The sequence below is a fragment of the Mycoplasma sp. 4463 genome, assembly GCF_048381515.1.
Classification (GTDB): domain Bacteria; phylum Bacillota_I; class Bacilli_A; order Mycoplasmatales; family Metamycoplasmataceae; genus Mycoplasmopsis.
This window is the reverse complement of record NZ_JBLWID010000019.1, coordinates 1-16439: the sequence shown is the minus strand read 5'-3', so window position 1 is coordinate 16439 and position 16439 is coordinate 1. Positions and strand designations below refer to the sequence as shown.

Below are 16439 nucleotides of genomic sequence, written 5' to 3'. Positions count from 1 at the left end.
TTGGAGACTGCAGCACTACCACTATACTAAACCCCCTTATATAATCATCACCTAAAATGATGATTTTTTATTATTATTTCCCGAATTTGAAGTGACAAACGTCACCATCTTTCATAATGTAGTTTTTACCTTCAGAACGCATTTTACCAGCGTTTTTAGCGCCTGATTCACCATTGTATTCGATGTAATCTTCGTATGCAATAACATCTGCTTTAATGAATTTTTTCTCAAAGTCTGTATGAATAATTCCTGCACATTTAGGAGCTGCTCAACCTTTATGGTAAACTCAAGCTCTTGCTTCAATTTTACCTGCTGTAAAGTATGTTTCTAAATTAAGAAGATCAAATGATTCTCTCGTTAACACATCCAGACCACTATGTTCTACACCATACATTGAGAGCATTTCGTTTTTTTCTTCATCTGATAAATCAACTAACTCAGATTCTAATTGAACTGAAATTGGAATGATTTTTTCATTTCGTTTTAATGAATTTTTAAGCTCATTATAAAGTTTATCATCTTTGTAATTTGCATACTGTTCTGTACCTAAGTTAGCTACATAAATTATTGGTTTTAATGTGAGTAAATGATAACCTTTAACAGCTTTTAATTCATTTTCATCAAGTTCAACATCACGAGCCGGTATTGAATGAAGTAATGCATCTTTAACTTTGTTAGCAGCATTAAATTCAATTAAACCATCTTTATCACCTGATTTAGCTTTTTTAGTAACTCTATTAATTACGTTGTTAATTGTTTCTAAGTCAGCTAACATTAACTCATAGTTAATAACATCTTTATCTCTTACAGGATTTACTGAATTAGCTACGTGCAAGATGTTTTTGTCTTCAAAACATCTAACAACGTGAATAATTGCATCAACTTCTCTAATGTTTGATAAGAATTTATTTCCTAATCCTTCACCTTTTGATGCACCTTCAACAAGTCCGGCTATGTCAACAAAGTCAAATGTAGCTCAAACAATTTTATCTGGTTTGATAATGTCTGCAATTTTTTGTAATCTTGGATCAATTAAAGGAACTGATGAAATGTTAGGTTCAATAGTTGTAAAAGCGTAATTAGATGATTCAACTTGCTTTTTAGTAATTGCACTAAATAATGTACTTTTACCTACGTTTGGAAGACCTACAATACCTGCTTTTAGTGACATAAATAAACTCCTTTTTAATCAATAATTATGTTTTTAATTTTACTCTAAATGCTTGAAAAGTAATTTTTTAATTTGATAAAATTAAAATAAATTTTAAGAAAGGTGAAAATGAGTCAAATTAACAATAAAATCACACATTGATTTAATTTCTATAAATCCAAAGAACTAATAAACTCAGACATTAATGAATTTGTTAGAAAGGTTGATAATCAGTTTCCAAACGGTGAATTTTACACAAGAGCAAAATCAACTGTTTATGGAATTGAATTTGATACACAAAATCAACTTGGTTACAACAATTTAAACCCTTATACATTGCTTAATTTGATTTCACTTTTTGATAAATCACTTCCTAGAAAGTCATTTTTTAATAGAAGAAGAAAAGTTTTAGTCGCATTAAAAAACAAAGTTAATATTAATTCTAAACTTCAAGATTTATTAATTAGATTTTTAAATGATAAGAAGTACCACGTTTATACTTTTAATATTGATAAGCTAAATGATTTTTTTATCAATACAACTGTAAACAATATGGATTTAGATTATTCGGTTTATTTAGATTACAAAGAAACTAATAATAAGTTTTATTTAAAAATTTACAACAAAAATAAATTAATTTCACTTGAAGAACAAGAGAAGTTAATTAATGAGCTTTATGAAGTTAAGGATCATATATTTGTTTCTGATTCAAATTATTCAATTGTTTTAAACTCAGACAAAGTTATTGACTCAGCTTATGAAAACTTCTTAAAATCAGTTAAATCTGAATTTGATTTTAGTTCAAACAACAAATTGGTTGTTTATACACTTATTAGCGACAATTTATCAAACTACATTATTAATAGATTTTTATCAAATTTAAATGTTAAGGTTTCAAAATTGAACCCAACACTTAACAAAGATTTAAAAAATAAAAATTCAACTTTTTCTATTGTTAAATGAGCTCTATCAACTAATTACAATGCTAACTTAATTATTGTTATGGATGAGCATAATGATATTAAGTTATTTGCCAGAGTTAAAAACAGCTTTGTTGAATTAAATAATGACCAAATCGCTTATCTTTTCATTTCAAACCAATATTTAAAATGAAAAGAAACTAAGTTAACTGATAAACCAAATATTTTTATTCCACTAGATGCTTCAGAGTTAATTATCAACTTACTTAATACTTTTAAAATTCCTTATGAATTTGAAAATAAAATGGATGACCCAAACAACATTTTATTTGCATACAATTCAAATTCATTTTCAAATGATATTAATGAACATTTAAGTTTTGAAAATTATGGTTTTCTATTTAACTTCTGTGTGATGTTGCAAGAGTATTTAGAAAACAATAACTTACTTACACTTAAATACAACAAGATGATTGAATCAATGAATAAAACTTACTATGTTTATTCATACATTAACAAAACTGTTCAAGATATGATAAATGTTTTTGATTATTTAGTCAATAAACCAACCGGCTTTCTTAAAAAATCAAAAATAGATAAGCTCCAATTACTTGATTGAGATAACACAAAACAACATTACATTTTTCAAGTTAAAACAAAAGGTAAAAGATTTTCAACTATTACAAGTGTTTCTTTCAAGAAAGCTAAAAAAGAGATTGAAATTAAAACCGAATTTCAATCTCATATGTATAAATTCCATCCATTTTTAGAAACAATATGAGCTAATTTAGTTAAAAATAAAATCAGAAAAAGAATTTTAAAAATTGTTAAACAAATAAACAAGCTGCAAGAGAAAAAAGTATAATTTCCAAATATATTAAGGAGTTACTATGATTACAAAAATTAAAGGAACAAAAGACTATTCACCAGTAGAGTTTTTATTAAAAGATTTTGTAACTGATATGTTTACTGAAACAGTTGCTAAAGCAGGTTATGTTTTAGTGGAAACGCCTATTATGGAACAAGCTACACTTTTCAGACGTTCTGTGGATGATTCAGAAATTGTTAAAAAAGAAATGTATGAATTTAAAGACAAAGGTGACAGAGATATAGCACTTAGACCTGAGGGAACTGCACCTTTTGTTAGAGCGCTTATTGAACAAAAATGATTAAATGATGGATTTAGTAAATTTGCTTACTATGGACCAATGTTTAGATATGAGCAACCTCAAAAAGGTAGATACAGACAGTTCTATCAAGCTGGTGTTGAATTTGTAGGTGAAAAAGCTTATACAAAGGATGTGGAAGTTATTTTATTAGCTGCACACATTTTAGATAACTTAATGGTTGATTGAGAATTAAAAATCAACACAATTGGTGATGAATTAAGTAGAAAACAATATGAAGAAGCTTTATATAACTACTTATTACCTTACAAATCTGAGTTAAGTGAAATTTCACAAGAAAGATTAGAAAGCAAAAAAGTTTTAAGAATTCTTGATGATAAAGAAGACTCGCAAAAATCTTTTATTAAAAATGCACCTAAAATTGCTGATTATTTATCAGATGAATCAAAAGAATACTTTGTAAAAGTTACTAGAGCACTTGATGCAGCAAATATTGAATACAAAGTTTCAACTGAATTAGTTAGAGGGCTCGATTACTATGATGAAACTGTATTTGAATTTGTAACAGCAGGTAAAGGTTCAACAAGTGGACTTACATTAATTGGTGGAGGAAGATATTCAAACTTAATAGCTCAATTAGGTGGTGATAATATTTCAAGTGTTGGTTTTGGAATGGGAATTGATCGTGTTGTTGATGTTGTAAGAGAAAATGCGATGGAAATTTTAAAACCGGATACAGAATTAAGACACGCTGATGTTTATATTGCAATGACAAATGATGAAGATAATATTGCTTTTGGTACTATAATGGGGCAAAATTATATTGCAACAGCTGGTTTATCAGTTTACACAGAACATTCTTTAATTAAAAATAAAAAGTTATTTGAAAAAGCTGCAAAGAGAACTGCTGACTTCTTAGTTTATGATGACAAAATGATTAATCCTAACTTATTAATCATTAGAGATATGGTTACAGGAGAAAAAGTTACATTCTCAAAAAATGAAGAGGGTATCATTTCTGCACTTAACTTTATTTTAGAAAATAGCGATGAACACGTCACAATCAGTAACTCTAAATTAGTTGATGTTGCGCTTCTTATTGAAGAATTAGAAGAAGGAAAATAATATGAAAAAAACAATTAAAAATAATCAATTAAGATTAGAAAATGTTGGACAAGTTGTTACTTTATACGGGTGAGTAGCTAACAAACGTAGATTTGGTGAATTAAACTTCGTTGACTTACGTGACAAATTTGGAATTACACAATTAGTATTTAAAACACCTATTTCATTCACAAAAGAATCTGTTTTAGAAGTAACTGGAACAGTTTGTGAAAGAAAAGATAGAAATCCTGACTTACCTACAGGAGATATTGAAATTTTAGTTGATGAATACAAAGTTTTATCATCATCTAAAGAACAATTACCATTCCAAATTAGAGATGACATTGAAGTTAAAGAAGAATTAAGACTTGAATATAAATTCTTAGACTTACGTAGAAATGTGATGCAAAATAACATTAAATTACGTAATGATGTAATTTTTGCAATTAGAGAATACTTACAATCTCAAGAATTCACAGAAATCGAAACACCAATTTTATCTAAAGCAACACCAGAGGGAGCTAGAGACTTTTTAGTCCCTACACGTAATAAAGAAAATGCATTTTATGCACTTCCACAAAGTCCTCAATTATTCAAACAATTATTAATGATTTCAGGATTTGAAAAATACTACCAAATAGCAAGATGCTTCAGAGATGAAGACTCACGTAAAGATAGACAGCCTGAATTCACACAATTAGATATCGAAGTAAGTTTTATGGACGTTCATAGCTTCCAATCATACATTGAAGGTTTATTCAAACATTTTATGAAAAAAGTTATGAATGTTGATATCAAAGTTCCTTTTGATAGAGTAAGATTTGATGACTGTATTAGAGATTATGGAACAGACAAACCTGACTTTAGATTTGAAAACAAAATTGTTGATATTCCTGAATTTGCTAAAAACAGTGATTTTGGCATCATAACATCAGCTCCTTCAATTAGATTGCTTCATTTTGTAGAAAAAATCAACAAAAAAGAATACAAGAAACTTGAAGAAATAGCTAAGAAAAACAAAGTTAAAGCATTATTCTACTTGGTTGTTAATGAAAATAAAGAATTTGTTGAAACAAACTTTGCCCAAAAATTAAATCCAGCAGATGTCCAAGAATTAATTTCGCAATTTGGTGAAGGAACATACTTGATTTGTGCTGATAAATTCGAAAACGCTTCACAAGCTTTAGGAGCATTAAGAGTTGAACTTAATTCTTGATATGGATGAGCTAGAGATGAATATAACTTCAAATGAATTATTGACTGACCTATGTTCGAATATGATGAAGAAACAGGAAAATGAGCAGCAGCTCACCATCCATTCACTCAATTCGATAATCCATTAGAAGATTTAGATAAATTACCTAAAGAAAAAATTAGAGCAAAAAGTTATGACTTAGTTCTTAACGGGTTTGAATTAGGTTCAGGTTCAGCTAGAATTTATGATGAAGAAGTTCAAACTAAAATGTTTGAAATGATCAATCTATCAAAAGAAGAACAACAAAACAAATTCGGATTTTTCTTAAAAGCTTTTGAATATGGAGTCCCACCACACTGTGGTATTGGTCTTGGGATCGATAGATTAATTATGATTTTAGCTAACCAAAAAACTATTAGAGATGTTATTGCGTTCCCTAAAAATTCAAAAAATGAAGACCTTATGACCCAAGCCCCTTCAAGTGTTGATTCAGAGCAATTAACAGAATTATTCCTTGAAGTCAAGTCTAAATAGTGATGTAAAAAAATACTAGATTTCGTAAGTCTAGTATTTTTATTTTGCAATTTATAGAATTGATTTTACATCAATTAGTTTACTGATTTTCTTGTATCCATCAAGTTCATCTAAGATCATTAAAACAACATTAGCTAGAACTTTTACACCTTGAGATTGAAGTAAATCAATAATAGCTTTTGTAGTTCCACCAGTTGCTAAAACATCATCAATAATGATTGCTTTTTGACCTGGTTTTAGAATTTTATCTTGAATTTCTAAAGTATTGTCACCATATTCTAAGTCATACTTTTGAGAAATTGTAGGACCTGGTAGTTTACCTTTCTTTCTAACCATTACAAATGGTTTATTAAGTTTGTAAGCAACAGGAGTTCCGAAGATAAATCCTCTTGCATCAGGTGCTACAATGATGTCTGCTTCTTTGCATAATTGTGCCATTTTGTCTATGACATAGGCAAATGCATCAGGATTAGCTAATAGTGGCGCTATATCTTTGAATACAATTCCTTGTTTAGGGAAATTAGGAATATCAGTAATTAAATTTTTAAGATTTTTCATAATAATTATTAGTTAACTCTTACATCTTCATAGAATTCAAGGACATCATCTGCTTCAATATCATTAAATCATTTGATGTGTGTTCCGAAGTTTTTGCCTTTAAGAACTTCTTTAACGTCATTTTTCTCACGTTTAAGTGAGTCAATAACACCTTCGTGAATAAGTTTTCCTTTACGGTAAACTTTAACTTTACAGTTAGATCTTACAACACCTTCATCTAACATTGTACCAGCGATGTTTCCAACTTTTGAATAGAAGAAAATTTGAATAATGTGACCTTCTCCAATTTTTTGTTCTTCATAGATGGGTGCTTTTTCTCCATCAAGCATACCTTGAACATCTTCGATAATTTTGTAAATAACATCGTGAGAAATAACAGTAACGTTTGATGCAGCTGCATTCTGTTTAATATTTTGTGAAACTCTCAAGTTAAATACGAAAATAACTGCATTTGACGCCTTAGCTAAAAGTAAGTCTGTATCATTAACGTTTCCAACTGCTGCTGAGATAACCTTAACAATAGCATCTTCATTTTCTAAACCATCAATTTGATCTTTTATAGCTTGAGAAGTACCGTAAACGTCTGATTTAATAATAACGTTGATAATTTTTTTACCATCAATATTTTGATCTGTAATAGTTTTTGAGTGAAGTAAATCCATACGATCAGCTGTAGCTTTTTCTTGGGCTAATTTCTTAGCAAATTTTTCATCGTTGAATCCAACAAATTTATCCCCAGCATCAGGTGCATAGTTAAGACCTGAAATAATTGCTGGTGCTCCTGGTTCGACTGCTTCAATTTGGTTTCCATTAGAATCAGTAATCATTCTAACTCTTCCGTATTTTGAACCAGCGATTAAGAAGTCTCCTTTGTGTAATGTTCCTGTTTCAACAATAATTGTAGAAACAACTCCAACTCCTTTATCAACACGTGATTCGATAATTGTTCCCATTGGATATCTTTTTGGATTTGCTTTTAAGTCTAAAATTTCGCTTAATAACATAATAGCATCAAATAATTCTGTAAGTCCTTCACCTTTAAGTGCTGAACCATAAACGATTTGAACATCTCCACCATATTCTTCAATAAGAACATCGTTTTCAGCTAATTCACCTTTAATTCTGTCAAGGTCTTTGTTAGGTTTATCCATTTTGTTAACAAAAACAATCATTGGAACATTTGCTGCTTTAGCGTGCTCAATAGCTTCTTTTGTTTGAGGCATAACTCCATCATCAGCTGCAACGACTAAAACAACAATATCAGTAACTTTAGCACCTCTAGCACGCATTTGTGTGAATGCCTGGTGTCCAGGTGTATCTAAGAAAGTGATTTTTTGACCTTTGTGACTAATTTGGTAAGCACCTGTATGTTGTGTAATTCCACTGCTTTCTGTTGAAACGATGTTTGAGTTTCTGATTTTGTCAATTAATGTAGTTTTACCGTGGTCAACGTGCCCCATAACAGTGATGATTGGAGATCTTTTAACTAAATCTTTTGGATCATCTTTAAATTGAACTTCATCAAGGAAGTTTGAACCATTAATGTTTGTTTCTTTTCTGAAGTCATATCCATATTCAATTGCTATTTCAGCAATTTGCTCTTCATCTAAAAGTGTGTTAAGGTTGTACATTTTACCTTGCATAAAGAATTTTTTGATAATTTCTGTAGCAGGTACTCCGATTTTTTGTGCAAAATCAGCAATTGACATTTTTTCAGTGAAAATAAATACACCATCTTTTAATTCAGTTTTTGTTGTTTGCAATTGCTCTTTAATTTCATTTACGTTTGAAATTCTGTTTTGTTTTTTAGCCATATAACACCTCCTTAAGTTCATTTTCTAATGAATCATATTGTTCATTAGATATGTTAGTTTTATATGTTCTATTTAAAGCTTTTGTTTTTCTTATTTTTTGTCAGTTTTCTAAACTTGCAACAAAATAAGCTCCTCTATGTTTTTTGTTTTTATGTAAGTCTAAAACTAATAAATTATTTTCTTTATCGTAACTGAATCTAGTGAGTTCATCAACTGGTAAAACTTGATTTGTCGCAATACACTTACGAAAAACTGTTTTAATCTCAGTCATCTGAATTTAAGTCATCTAAATCAAGTTTTACGTTTGATAATCCATAGTTTGTAAGGTCATCATCCACTTTAAAGTCTTTAAGTTGATTTTTAGTTCTCTTGAATTCATTAAGCATTTTTCTGTTTTTCTCTTCTTTTTTAGCGTTTTCAGCTTCTTCATCAAGAGTTTCATCTTCAACTTCATCTGTGAATTCGTCATTGTATTTGTCGATTTCGTCAACGAAACTGTATTCATCTAATGAGTTAAGAAGTTTTTCGATGTTTGAAGATTCTTCTTCAAAAATATTGTTAATTTCTTCTGCTTTATTTTTCTTAGTTTTAACTTCGCTAGTTGCAGGTTTTTTAGCTTCTTCTGCTTTTTGCTTTGGTTCTTCCACAACTGTTTCTGTTTCTAATTCTGTGTAAATATTGTTGTTAAAGTCTTCAAATAATGAGTCTGTATCAATGTACATATCAATGTTTTTAAGCATTGAATTTGTTTTTGATTGTTTTTTACTTGCATTTACTTTTGGTTGAGTTGTGTTGAAGTAGTGCACATCGTGAACATAATCATTTTTGAATTTAATTCCTTTTACAAGTGCTTCTTCAGTTGTTAATACTTCAATTCTTGTTCCTGTTAATTTAGAAGCAAGTTCAATGTTAATTCCTTGTTTTCCAATAACAACTGTTGCATCGCTTGGCTTAACAATTGCATAAACTTTTCTTCTTTCTTCATCAGCTCATTTAATATCAACTGCTTTACCAGGAGCAATAGCATTTTTAACATATTCAAGTGTGTCTGGTGAGTAAACAATAACGTCAATTTTTTCACCATCTAATTCAGTAACAACTGATTGAATTCTTGAAGCAAATTGTCCTGTAATTGAACCAACTAAATTAATTTGATCACTCTCTTGATCTTTAAGTGCAAATGAAACTTTAGATCTTTCTCCAGGTACTCTTTGAATGTCTTTAATAACAATTTCACCCGATTTGATTTCTGGAATTTCGTTTCTTAAGATTTCAACTAATTCTTCTGTTGAGTTTAATGAAACTGTAACAATGCTTAATCTTGATTCAGGATTAATTGAATCAACATAAACCATAATTTTTTGACCTAAGTTTAATTTTAAGTTCTTAGGCTTTTTAGCTCCAGGTAAGAAAGCTGTTTGTTTATCTTCTAACATAACATTGTATGAGTTGTTAGATAAGTGTTTTAAAACAACTGCAGGAACTTTTTGTCCAATCATTTTTGAATATTTTTCAACAACTTTTGATTTGTTTGTTAAGTTTAAAGATTGTTTAACACCACTTGTGATTGCTCTTCTTAATTTGTCTGATAATCCAGCAAACTTAAATTGAATTCTAACTACATCATCAACTTGAACATTTGAATCGTTTTTTCTAGCTTCTGAAAGTTGAATTGTGTAGATTTTAGCTAATGCATCATCTTCACTTAAAACTTGAGGTTCATCATCTTCTGAAATTTCTTCATCTCCAATAACTTCACCGTTTAAGTTGAACATATTTACAGCTTTATTTTCAAAGTCTACTTCGAATTGAATTTCAGCATTAGGGTCAACTTGTTTAGTAATTGCTTTTTGAGTTTCTGATCTAAATAATTCTAGAACTTCTTCAAATGGAGAGTTTAGACCTTCTGCTTGAAGTTCAATATATTTAAATAGTTGTTGACTTTCAACATCAACTTGTGTTTTATTTTTAGCTTTTGCCATTATTTACTCCTTTATTTTTTGTTAAAACTTAATATATTCTTCAATTTCGTTTATATTAGAAAAATCTAATTTAACTGTTCTAATTTGGCCTTTTTTATTTCATTTACCCACTATGTGATCTGGCTGAACTTCAGTTAATTTAATTACAAAATTATTTTGTCCTTCAAAACTTTTTTGAGTTTTGACTTCAATATATTTATCAATGTATTGATCTAACATTTCTTTTGAAATTTTAAGATCTGTTCCTTTTGATAATACTACTAAATTTATATCATCAGTAAATCATTTTTGTGTCTCCAAAAATGCAGAAATTTCTTTTCCAAGTTTGTTAACTTCGTCCAGACTTCTATAATCAACGACTACTTCTAGCGTTTTTCCTAAAAGAGGATCGTGTTCCATTTTTGCTGATAAAACTTTAGAAAATTGCTCTTTTAAAATCTTTTCATCAAACATTTTACTCCTATAAAAATGTAAATAGAAAGAGCTGCTTTCGCAACTCCTTTCTCTTACCTCTAAATATAATTAACGTTGTATATAAATAATACCATATTATTTTAATAGTATTTATTATATGTAGTGATTTTTATGCTAGTACATAAGGCATAAAAATATTTTTTGTATTATTCATAAAGTTCTAATGTCATATTAATTGATGTTAAAACTTCATCATTTTCGTATGTGAATAAGTCATATTGAAAGTTAAATTCATTAATTGATGTGAAGAAGTTTTTACATACAGTTTTTAAATTAATTTCAAATTTTTTCTGTGTTGAAGGGTCAACTACTGAAATGCTTGCATTACCCTCTTCATTTTTCTTTACACATACAGTTGTTAAGTTTGTGTAAATATTAACTTCATTTTCTGAAATGTCAATTCTATTTGTTTCATTGTATTTAGGTTCATTGAATTTAAGTTCAATAACACCATCTTCAGTTTTGTTATATAAATCAAGTTGTGATAAAAATTCAATAACCTGAGGTTCATCATTTGTAGAAACCTTAATAATTGATTTGAAATTAATTTTCATATTCTTTAAGTCTTTCTGAAATTAATTCTTTTCCAAACAATCAAATAGCTTTTGCTAATTCAGGTCCGTGAGCAATTCCTGTGGCAGCAAGACGAATTGGCATAAATAAGTTTTTACCTTTAACATTTAAATTTGAAGAGGTTAAATTAATTGCTTCTTGAATATTTGCAATTGTAAAGTCATCAGTTGCAAGTTTTTTGAAGTTATTTGCAAATTCTTTAACTGTATTTAATTCAGCTTCATTGAATTCAGTTTTTGAATATTCAGGATTTAAATATGAATTTAAGTGATTTTTTAATTCTGAAACTGTTACAGAGCTAGCTTTAAATGTGTCAACAAAAATATTTAATCATTCTGAATCTAAATTTGAGTTTCCTAAATTCATTAAGTCAATTAATTTTTGATTGTCTGTATTTTTTAAGTATTGTTTTGAGAATCAATCCATTTTTGAAACATCAAATTTTGAAGGCGACTTAGATAATCTTTGTGGATCAAATTTAGCAATGATTTCTTCTTTGCTCATTAATTCAGATGCATCAGCAGCTGTTCATCCTAATAATGATAAGAAGTTGAAAATACCTTCAGGCATATATCCTTCATTTTTGTAATCTTCGATAAATTGTTTTGTTTCAAGATCACGTTTTGAAAGTTTTTTACCTTCCATATTTGTAATAATTGTCATATGTCCAAATTGTGGTTTTTCTCAATTTAAGTATTCATATAAAACAAGTTGTTTAGGTGTATTTCCGATGTGCTCTTCTCCACGTAAGATGTGTGAAATTTCCATATCGTGGTCATCAACTACTACTGCAAAGTTGTAAGTTGGATACCCATCTGATTTAAAAATAACTCAATCAGCTATTTCATCAGAGTTGAATGAAATTTCACCTCTAACAATATCATCTCAAGCTAAAGTGTGATTTTTAGGCATCACTAAACGGTATGAATATTCACCATTAGCATCTCTTTTTTGTTTTTCTTCGTCAGAAATTTTTAATCAGTTTTTGTCGTATCTAAAACTTGGAATACCTTTAGCATCTGATTCTAATTTTTGAGCTTCTAATTCTTCAGATGAGTCGTAAGCTTTATATGCGAGACCTTTTTGTAAAAGTTCATTTAAAACTTCATTGTATCTATCAAACTTTTGACTTTGTCTGTATTTACCACATTTTGGATTTGGATTTAATGGAGATTCATCTGGAATAATTCCTAATCAAGCTAAGTTATTTAATTGTGATTCTTCACCACCTGGAACATTACGTTTAACGTCTGTGTCCTCAAGTCTGAAAACAAAATCACCATCAAAATGTTTAGCAAATAAATAACAAAATAAAGCTGTTCTAGCTCCACCGATGTGTAAGTATCCTGTTGGACTTGGTGCATAACGTGTTCTGATTTTTTTACTCATAGTAAAATAACTCCTTTGTAGCTGAATATTAAAGTTATAAAATTATAAAACAATATTTTTGCAATGAAAAAACTTAATAAAAAATGCTATTTTCAAACTTTTACCATAGTGCTCTAGTTGTAAAAGTTTGAAAAAGCATAAAAAAAGTCTTTGAAATTTTTGTTTTTTTATATAAAATAATTAATTTTAGAATTTCATATAATTTAAATATGAAATCAAATCTAAATTATATGATTAATGATAAATATAAAAAGAGCAAAAGGCAGTTTGGCGAAGAATTAGATCCTAGAATTTTAGAAAACCACCATGAGCAAGCGTTAGAAATATTAGATGACTCAATCGAAGTAAAAATGCCTGGTAGACTTGGTAAAAGAGTTTCGAGAAAACCGATAACATATCAAAAGATTTCAAAACTTACAGGTGTTTCTGTTGCTACAATTAGTCGTTTCTATAATGATGGTTATGTTTCTAAAGATAACAGAAGAAAAATTGAAGAAATTATAAAGGAATATGATTATGTTCCTAATCCAAGAAGTAGAATTAATAAAGTTCAAGTAAGCTCAATTTTTGTTATCTCCCCTCTTTATGGTCAAAGTTATATTCAAAACATTATTTCAGGAATTATTGCTGGTGCATCAAAAAATAATAGAAGAGTTGTTACATTTTACACTGTACCAACAGCTGATGAATATATTGAAACTTTAAAATATCTTTTATTATGAAAACCAAAATCAATCGTTGTATTTCTTAGTGAAGAAAATCTAGAATTATTTGATTTCCTTAAAACAATTAAGGACGTTGCTGTCTTAGTTTATGGACACAAAGTTGATGGTGTTTCTTGAGTTGTTCCAGATGATAGAGAAGCATTTTACAAACTTACAAAATCATTTATTAGAAGAGTCCCAAGAGGGAGAAACTCAAACAAAATTATTTTCTTAGAAGACCAAAAGTTATCTGATTATCAAAAATTCCAAAGAATTTCAGGATTCAAAGAAGCTTGTTCAGAATATAGTATAACTTATGTGAGATACCCAATCAGTGCTAAGAAAAATAAAGAAGAAGTTAAAGAAATTATTGCTTTTGCAAATACAAATAATGTTTCAAATATTATTTGTTCGACTCACGATTCGTTTATTTCAATTAACATGTATGCTTCAAAACACTTTAGAATTAGTGACATTGGTTACCAATCAATTTACGATAGTTTAGGTGTTTATGTTGATAAGATTTTTGTGGACTATCCATATATGGGAGTGATAATTGAATCAATGATTACAAAACAACTTTCATCAAAAAATCCACAAACAGCAGTTATTAAACTTAAATTAATTAGTGAATTAAGTGAAAAAACATCTTAAGATTTTAGATGCAACATAAAATTGCATCTATTTTTTTAATCTAACAATTTGAATAATGAAAATAAAGATTTTAAGACCTATGAGAGTATCTTGAAAGTTATGTTAATAAAAATTAAATGCTATATAATTTAGAAATATTTAATTTAAATTAAAAAAATCACTATTAAGAAAGGAAAATTATTATGGTTATAGGAAATTCAAAAGTAGCAATTGATGCTATTGAAAAATATGACAATATTGTTATTTTTCACCACATTCGTCCAGATGGAGACTGTTTAGGTTCACAAGCTGGGCTTGCAGAATTAATTAGAACAAACTACCCTAACAAAAATGTTTACACAGTAGGGGATAACTTACACTTATTTGACTTTATGGGTTACCACTTTGATGACATTGAAAAAATCGACTTTACAAACTCATTAGGAATTGTAGTTGATGCTTCAAGTGGAAACAGAATTGAATGTGCAAACTTATTATATGAAAACAAGACAACAGCTAAATTAAGAATTGATCACCACCCTAACTCAGCTGACATCGATTACGATTACAACTGAATCGATGAACACTATGTTGCAGCTGCTGAAATGATTGCTCAAATCGCATTTGATGCAGGATGAACAGTTACACAAAAAGCTGCATCACACATTTACCTAGGAATCAACACAGACTCAGGAAGATTTTTATACCCTGACACATCAGCTAGAACACACAAATTAGTAGCATTCTTAATGGAAACAGGATTCCACCCATCATTCATCTTAAAAGAACTTTCAAAAAGAACATTCAAACAACTTAAATTTGTTGGACACATTTTAAATGGATTCAAAAAAGAAGGAAGAGTTCTTTACTACGAAATTGATACAGAAACATTAAAGAAATATGATATGGATTCATTCGAAGCTGCTCAATACGTAAATGAATTAGCTAATATTGAAGATAACTCTTGTTGAGCATTATTCATTCAACTTGAAGATGGAACAGTTAGAGGAAGATTACGTTCAAATGGACCATTAGTTAACTTAGTTGCTAACAAATATGGTGGTGGAGGACACGATAACGCTGCCGGAATTACTCTTCAATCTTGAGACCAAGTTAAAGACGTTTTAGCCGACTTAAACCAAGCTATCGTTGATTGAGAGGCTAAATAATTATGGTTATTGGTAATTTAAAATTAGTTACTGAACAATTAGAAAAATACGATAACATCGTTATTTTTCACCACATTCGTCCAGATGGAGACTGTTTAGGATCACAATTTGGATTAAAAGAATTACTTGAAACAAACTTCCCAAATAAAAAAGTTTATGCAATAGGTGATTCAAAAGGTTCATTTTCATTCTTAGATATCAAAATGGATGAAATTCCATCAGATGAATTTTTAAAAACTGCTTTAGGAGTTGTTGTAGATGCAAACTTCAAAGAAAGAATTGAATATAGAGAAGTTTTAGACAAAGACTTATTTGCTCAAGTTATTAGAATCGACCACCACCCAAATGATGATGATTTAGGCGAAAATTGCATTAGATGAGTTGATTCATCATATATTGCAGCTGATGAAATGATTACAGAAATCGCGGTTGTAAACAACTGAAAAATCACACAAAAAGCTGCTAACTTCTTATATTTAGGAATCAACACAGACTCAGGAAGATTCTTATTCAATAACACTACAGCTAGAACATTAAATTTAGCTGCTAAATTATATGAAGCAGGATTACAACAAGACTTTATCCACTCAAATTTAGCTAAAGTTACATTAGATGACTTAAAATACAGTGCTTGATTAATGACAACATTAAAAACAAGAGATGGTGTAGCTTACATTCAAAATGATTTAAAAACAACAAATGAATTTGGTAAAACACCACAACAATCAATTAGAGTAAATTCAATTGCTAACATCGATGGATTCCCAATGTGAGTTCAATTCACAGAGGAGGAAAACGGTAAAGTTAGAGTTGAATTCAGATCAAATGGACCAATTGTTAGAAATGTTGCCGTTAAATGAGGTGGTGGAGGACACGAAAGAGCCTCAGGTGCTATTATCGACTCACTTGATTTAGTTGAACAAGTTATTGATGATTGTGCTGCTGAAGTAGCTAGATGAAGAGAAGAACAAGCTAACGCTTAATATAAATTTATTCCATACACAAATTGATGTATGGAATTTTTTATTTATTTTTAATCCCGAGTTTCCAAGTTTGAAGGTCTAAAAAACGAATATGCCTATAAATAAGACATATTCGTTTTTTATGTTTCAA

The 16439-nt window shown here is 29.0% G+C and carries 14 protein-coding genes; 6 read left to right on the top strand and 8 right to left on the bottom strand.

Translation table 4 applies throughout. The annotated features are described in order from the left end of the window. Positions 1 to 73 precede the first annotated feature (73 nt). Positions 74 to 1171: a redox-regulated ATPase YchF gene (gene ychF / locus ACNF36_RS02075; RefSeq protein ID WP_418303556.1), complete on the bottom strand. Its 1098-nt coding sequence runs from the start codon at positions 1169 to 1171 to the stop codon at positions 74 to 76. Between the two features lie 108 nt (positions 1172 to 1279). Here ychF and ACNF36_RS02070 point away from each other — a divergent pair, with 108 nt between their 5' ends. Genes ACNF36_RS02070 through aspS form a run of 3 tightly spaced genes read left to right on the top strand, consistent with a single transcriptional unit; the run spans position 1280 to position 6030 of the window. Further along, positions 1280 to 2935 (top strand): MAG5620 family putative phospho-sugar mutase, encoded by a 1656-nt coding sequence (locus ACNF36_RS02070; protein WP_418303555.1) that lies wholly within the window; start codon positions 1280 to 1282, stop codon positions 2933 to 2935. Between the two features lie 25 nt (positions 2936 to 2960). Continuing rightward, positions 2961 to 4322, top strand: a complete 1362-nt coding sequence (gene hisS, locus ACNF36_RS02065) for a histidine--tRNA ligase (protein ID WP_418303554.1) — start codon at positions 2961 to 2963, stop codon at positions 4320 to 4322. Position 4323: 1 nt separating this feature from the next. Further along, a complete protein-coding gene (aspS, locus tag ACNF36_RS02060; RefSeq protein WP_418303553.1) occupies positions 4324 to 6030 on the top strand; it encodes an aspartate--tRNA ligase in 1707 nt (568 codons plus the stop codon). Positions 6031 to 6081: 51 nt separating this feature from the next. Here the strand turns inward: aspS and ACNF36_RS02055 are convergent, their stop codons facing one another. The 7 genes from ACNF36_RS02055 to gltX all read right to left on the bottom strand — a co-directional run bounded on the left by ACNF36_RS02055 (position 6082) and on the right by gltX (position 12820). Continuing rightward, complete coding sequence (locus ACNF36_RS02055) at positions 6082 to 6588, bottom strand: adenine phosphoribosyltransferase (protein ID WP_323189584.1); 507 nt, start codon at positions 6586 to 6588, stop codon at positions 6082 to 6084. Between the two features lie 8 nt (positions 6589 to 6596). Then, complete coding sequence (gene infB / locus ACNF36_RS02050; RefSeq protein ID WP_418303552.1) at positions 6597 to 8402, bottom strand: translation initiation factor IF-2; 1806 nt, start codon at positions 8400 to 8402, stop codon at positions 6597 to 6599. Beyond that, positions 8395 to 8673 carry a YlxR family protein gene (locus tag ACNF36_RS02045; RefSeq protein WP_323189585.1) on the bottom strand — a complete coding sequence of 93 codons (279 nt, stop codon included), beginning with the start codon at positions 8671 to 8673 and terminating at the stop codon, positions 8395 to 8397. Before ACNF36_RS02045 ends, infB begins: the two co-directional genes overlap by 8 nt. Further along, complete coding sequence (locus tag ACNF36_RS02040; protein WP_418303551.1) at positions 8660 to 10384, bottom strand: NusA N-terminal domain-containing protein; 1725 nt, start codon at positions 10382 to 10384, stop codon at positions 8660 to 8662. The genes ACNF36_RS02045 and ACNF36_RS02040 overlap by 14 nt, the downstream gene beginning before the upstream one ends. Positions 10385 to 10405: 21 nt before the next feature. Beyond that, positions 10406 to 10837 (bottom strand): hypothetical protein, encoded by a 432-nt coding sequence (locus ACNF36_RS02035; RefSeq protein ID WP_418303550.1) that lies wholly within the window; start codon positions 10835 to 10837, stop codon positions 10406 to 10408. Positions 10838 to 11004: 167 nt separating this feature from the next. Further along, entirely contained in the window at positions 11005 to 11412 is a 408-nt protein-coding gene (locus ACNF36_RS02030; protein ID WP_418303549.1) for a hypothetical protein, read from the bottom strand. Beyond that, complete coding sequence (gene gltX, locus ACNF36_RS02025; RefSeq protein WP_418303548.1) at positions 11402 to 12820, bottom strand: glutamate--tRNA ligase; 1419 nt, start codon at positions 12818 to 12820, stop codon at positions 11402 to 11404. Before gltX ends, ACNF36_RS02030 begins: the two co-directional genes overlap by 11 nt. A 209-nt stretch (positions 12821 to 13029) precedes the next feature. On the opposite strand from gltX, the gene ACNF36_RS02020 reads away from it, so the two are divergent. The 3 genes from ACNF36_RS02020 to ACNF36_RS02010 all read left to right on the top strand — a co-directional run bounded on the left by ACNF36_RS02020 (position 13030) and on the right by ACNF36_RS02010 (position 16309). Continuing rightward, on the top strand, positions 13030 to 14178 hold the full coding sequence (locus ACNF36_RS02020; RefSeq protein ID WP_418303547.1) for a LacI family DNA-binding transcriptional regulator: 1149 nt from the start codon (positions 13030 to 13032) through the stop codon (positions 14176 to 14178). A gap of 182 nt (positions 14179 to 14360) precedes the next feature. Then, the gene (locus tag ACNF36_RS02015; protein WP_418303546.1) at positions 14361 to 15326 is read left to right on the top strand and encodes a DHH family phosphoesterase; all 966 of its coding nucleotides are present in this window, start codon (positions 14361 to 14363) and stop codon (positions 15324 to 15326) included. A gap of 2 nt (positions 15327 to 15328) precedes the next feature. Then, a complete protein-coding gene (locus ACNF36_RS02010) occupies positions 15329 to 16309 on the top strand; it encodes a bifunctional oligoribonuclease/PAP phosphatase NrnA (RefSeq protein WP_323188623.1) in 981 nt (326 codons plus the stop codon). The last annotated feature ends 130 nt before the right edge of the window (positions 16310 to 16439 follow it).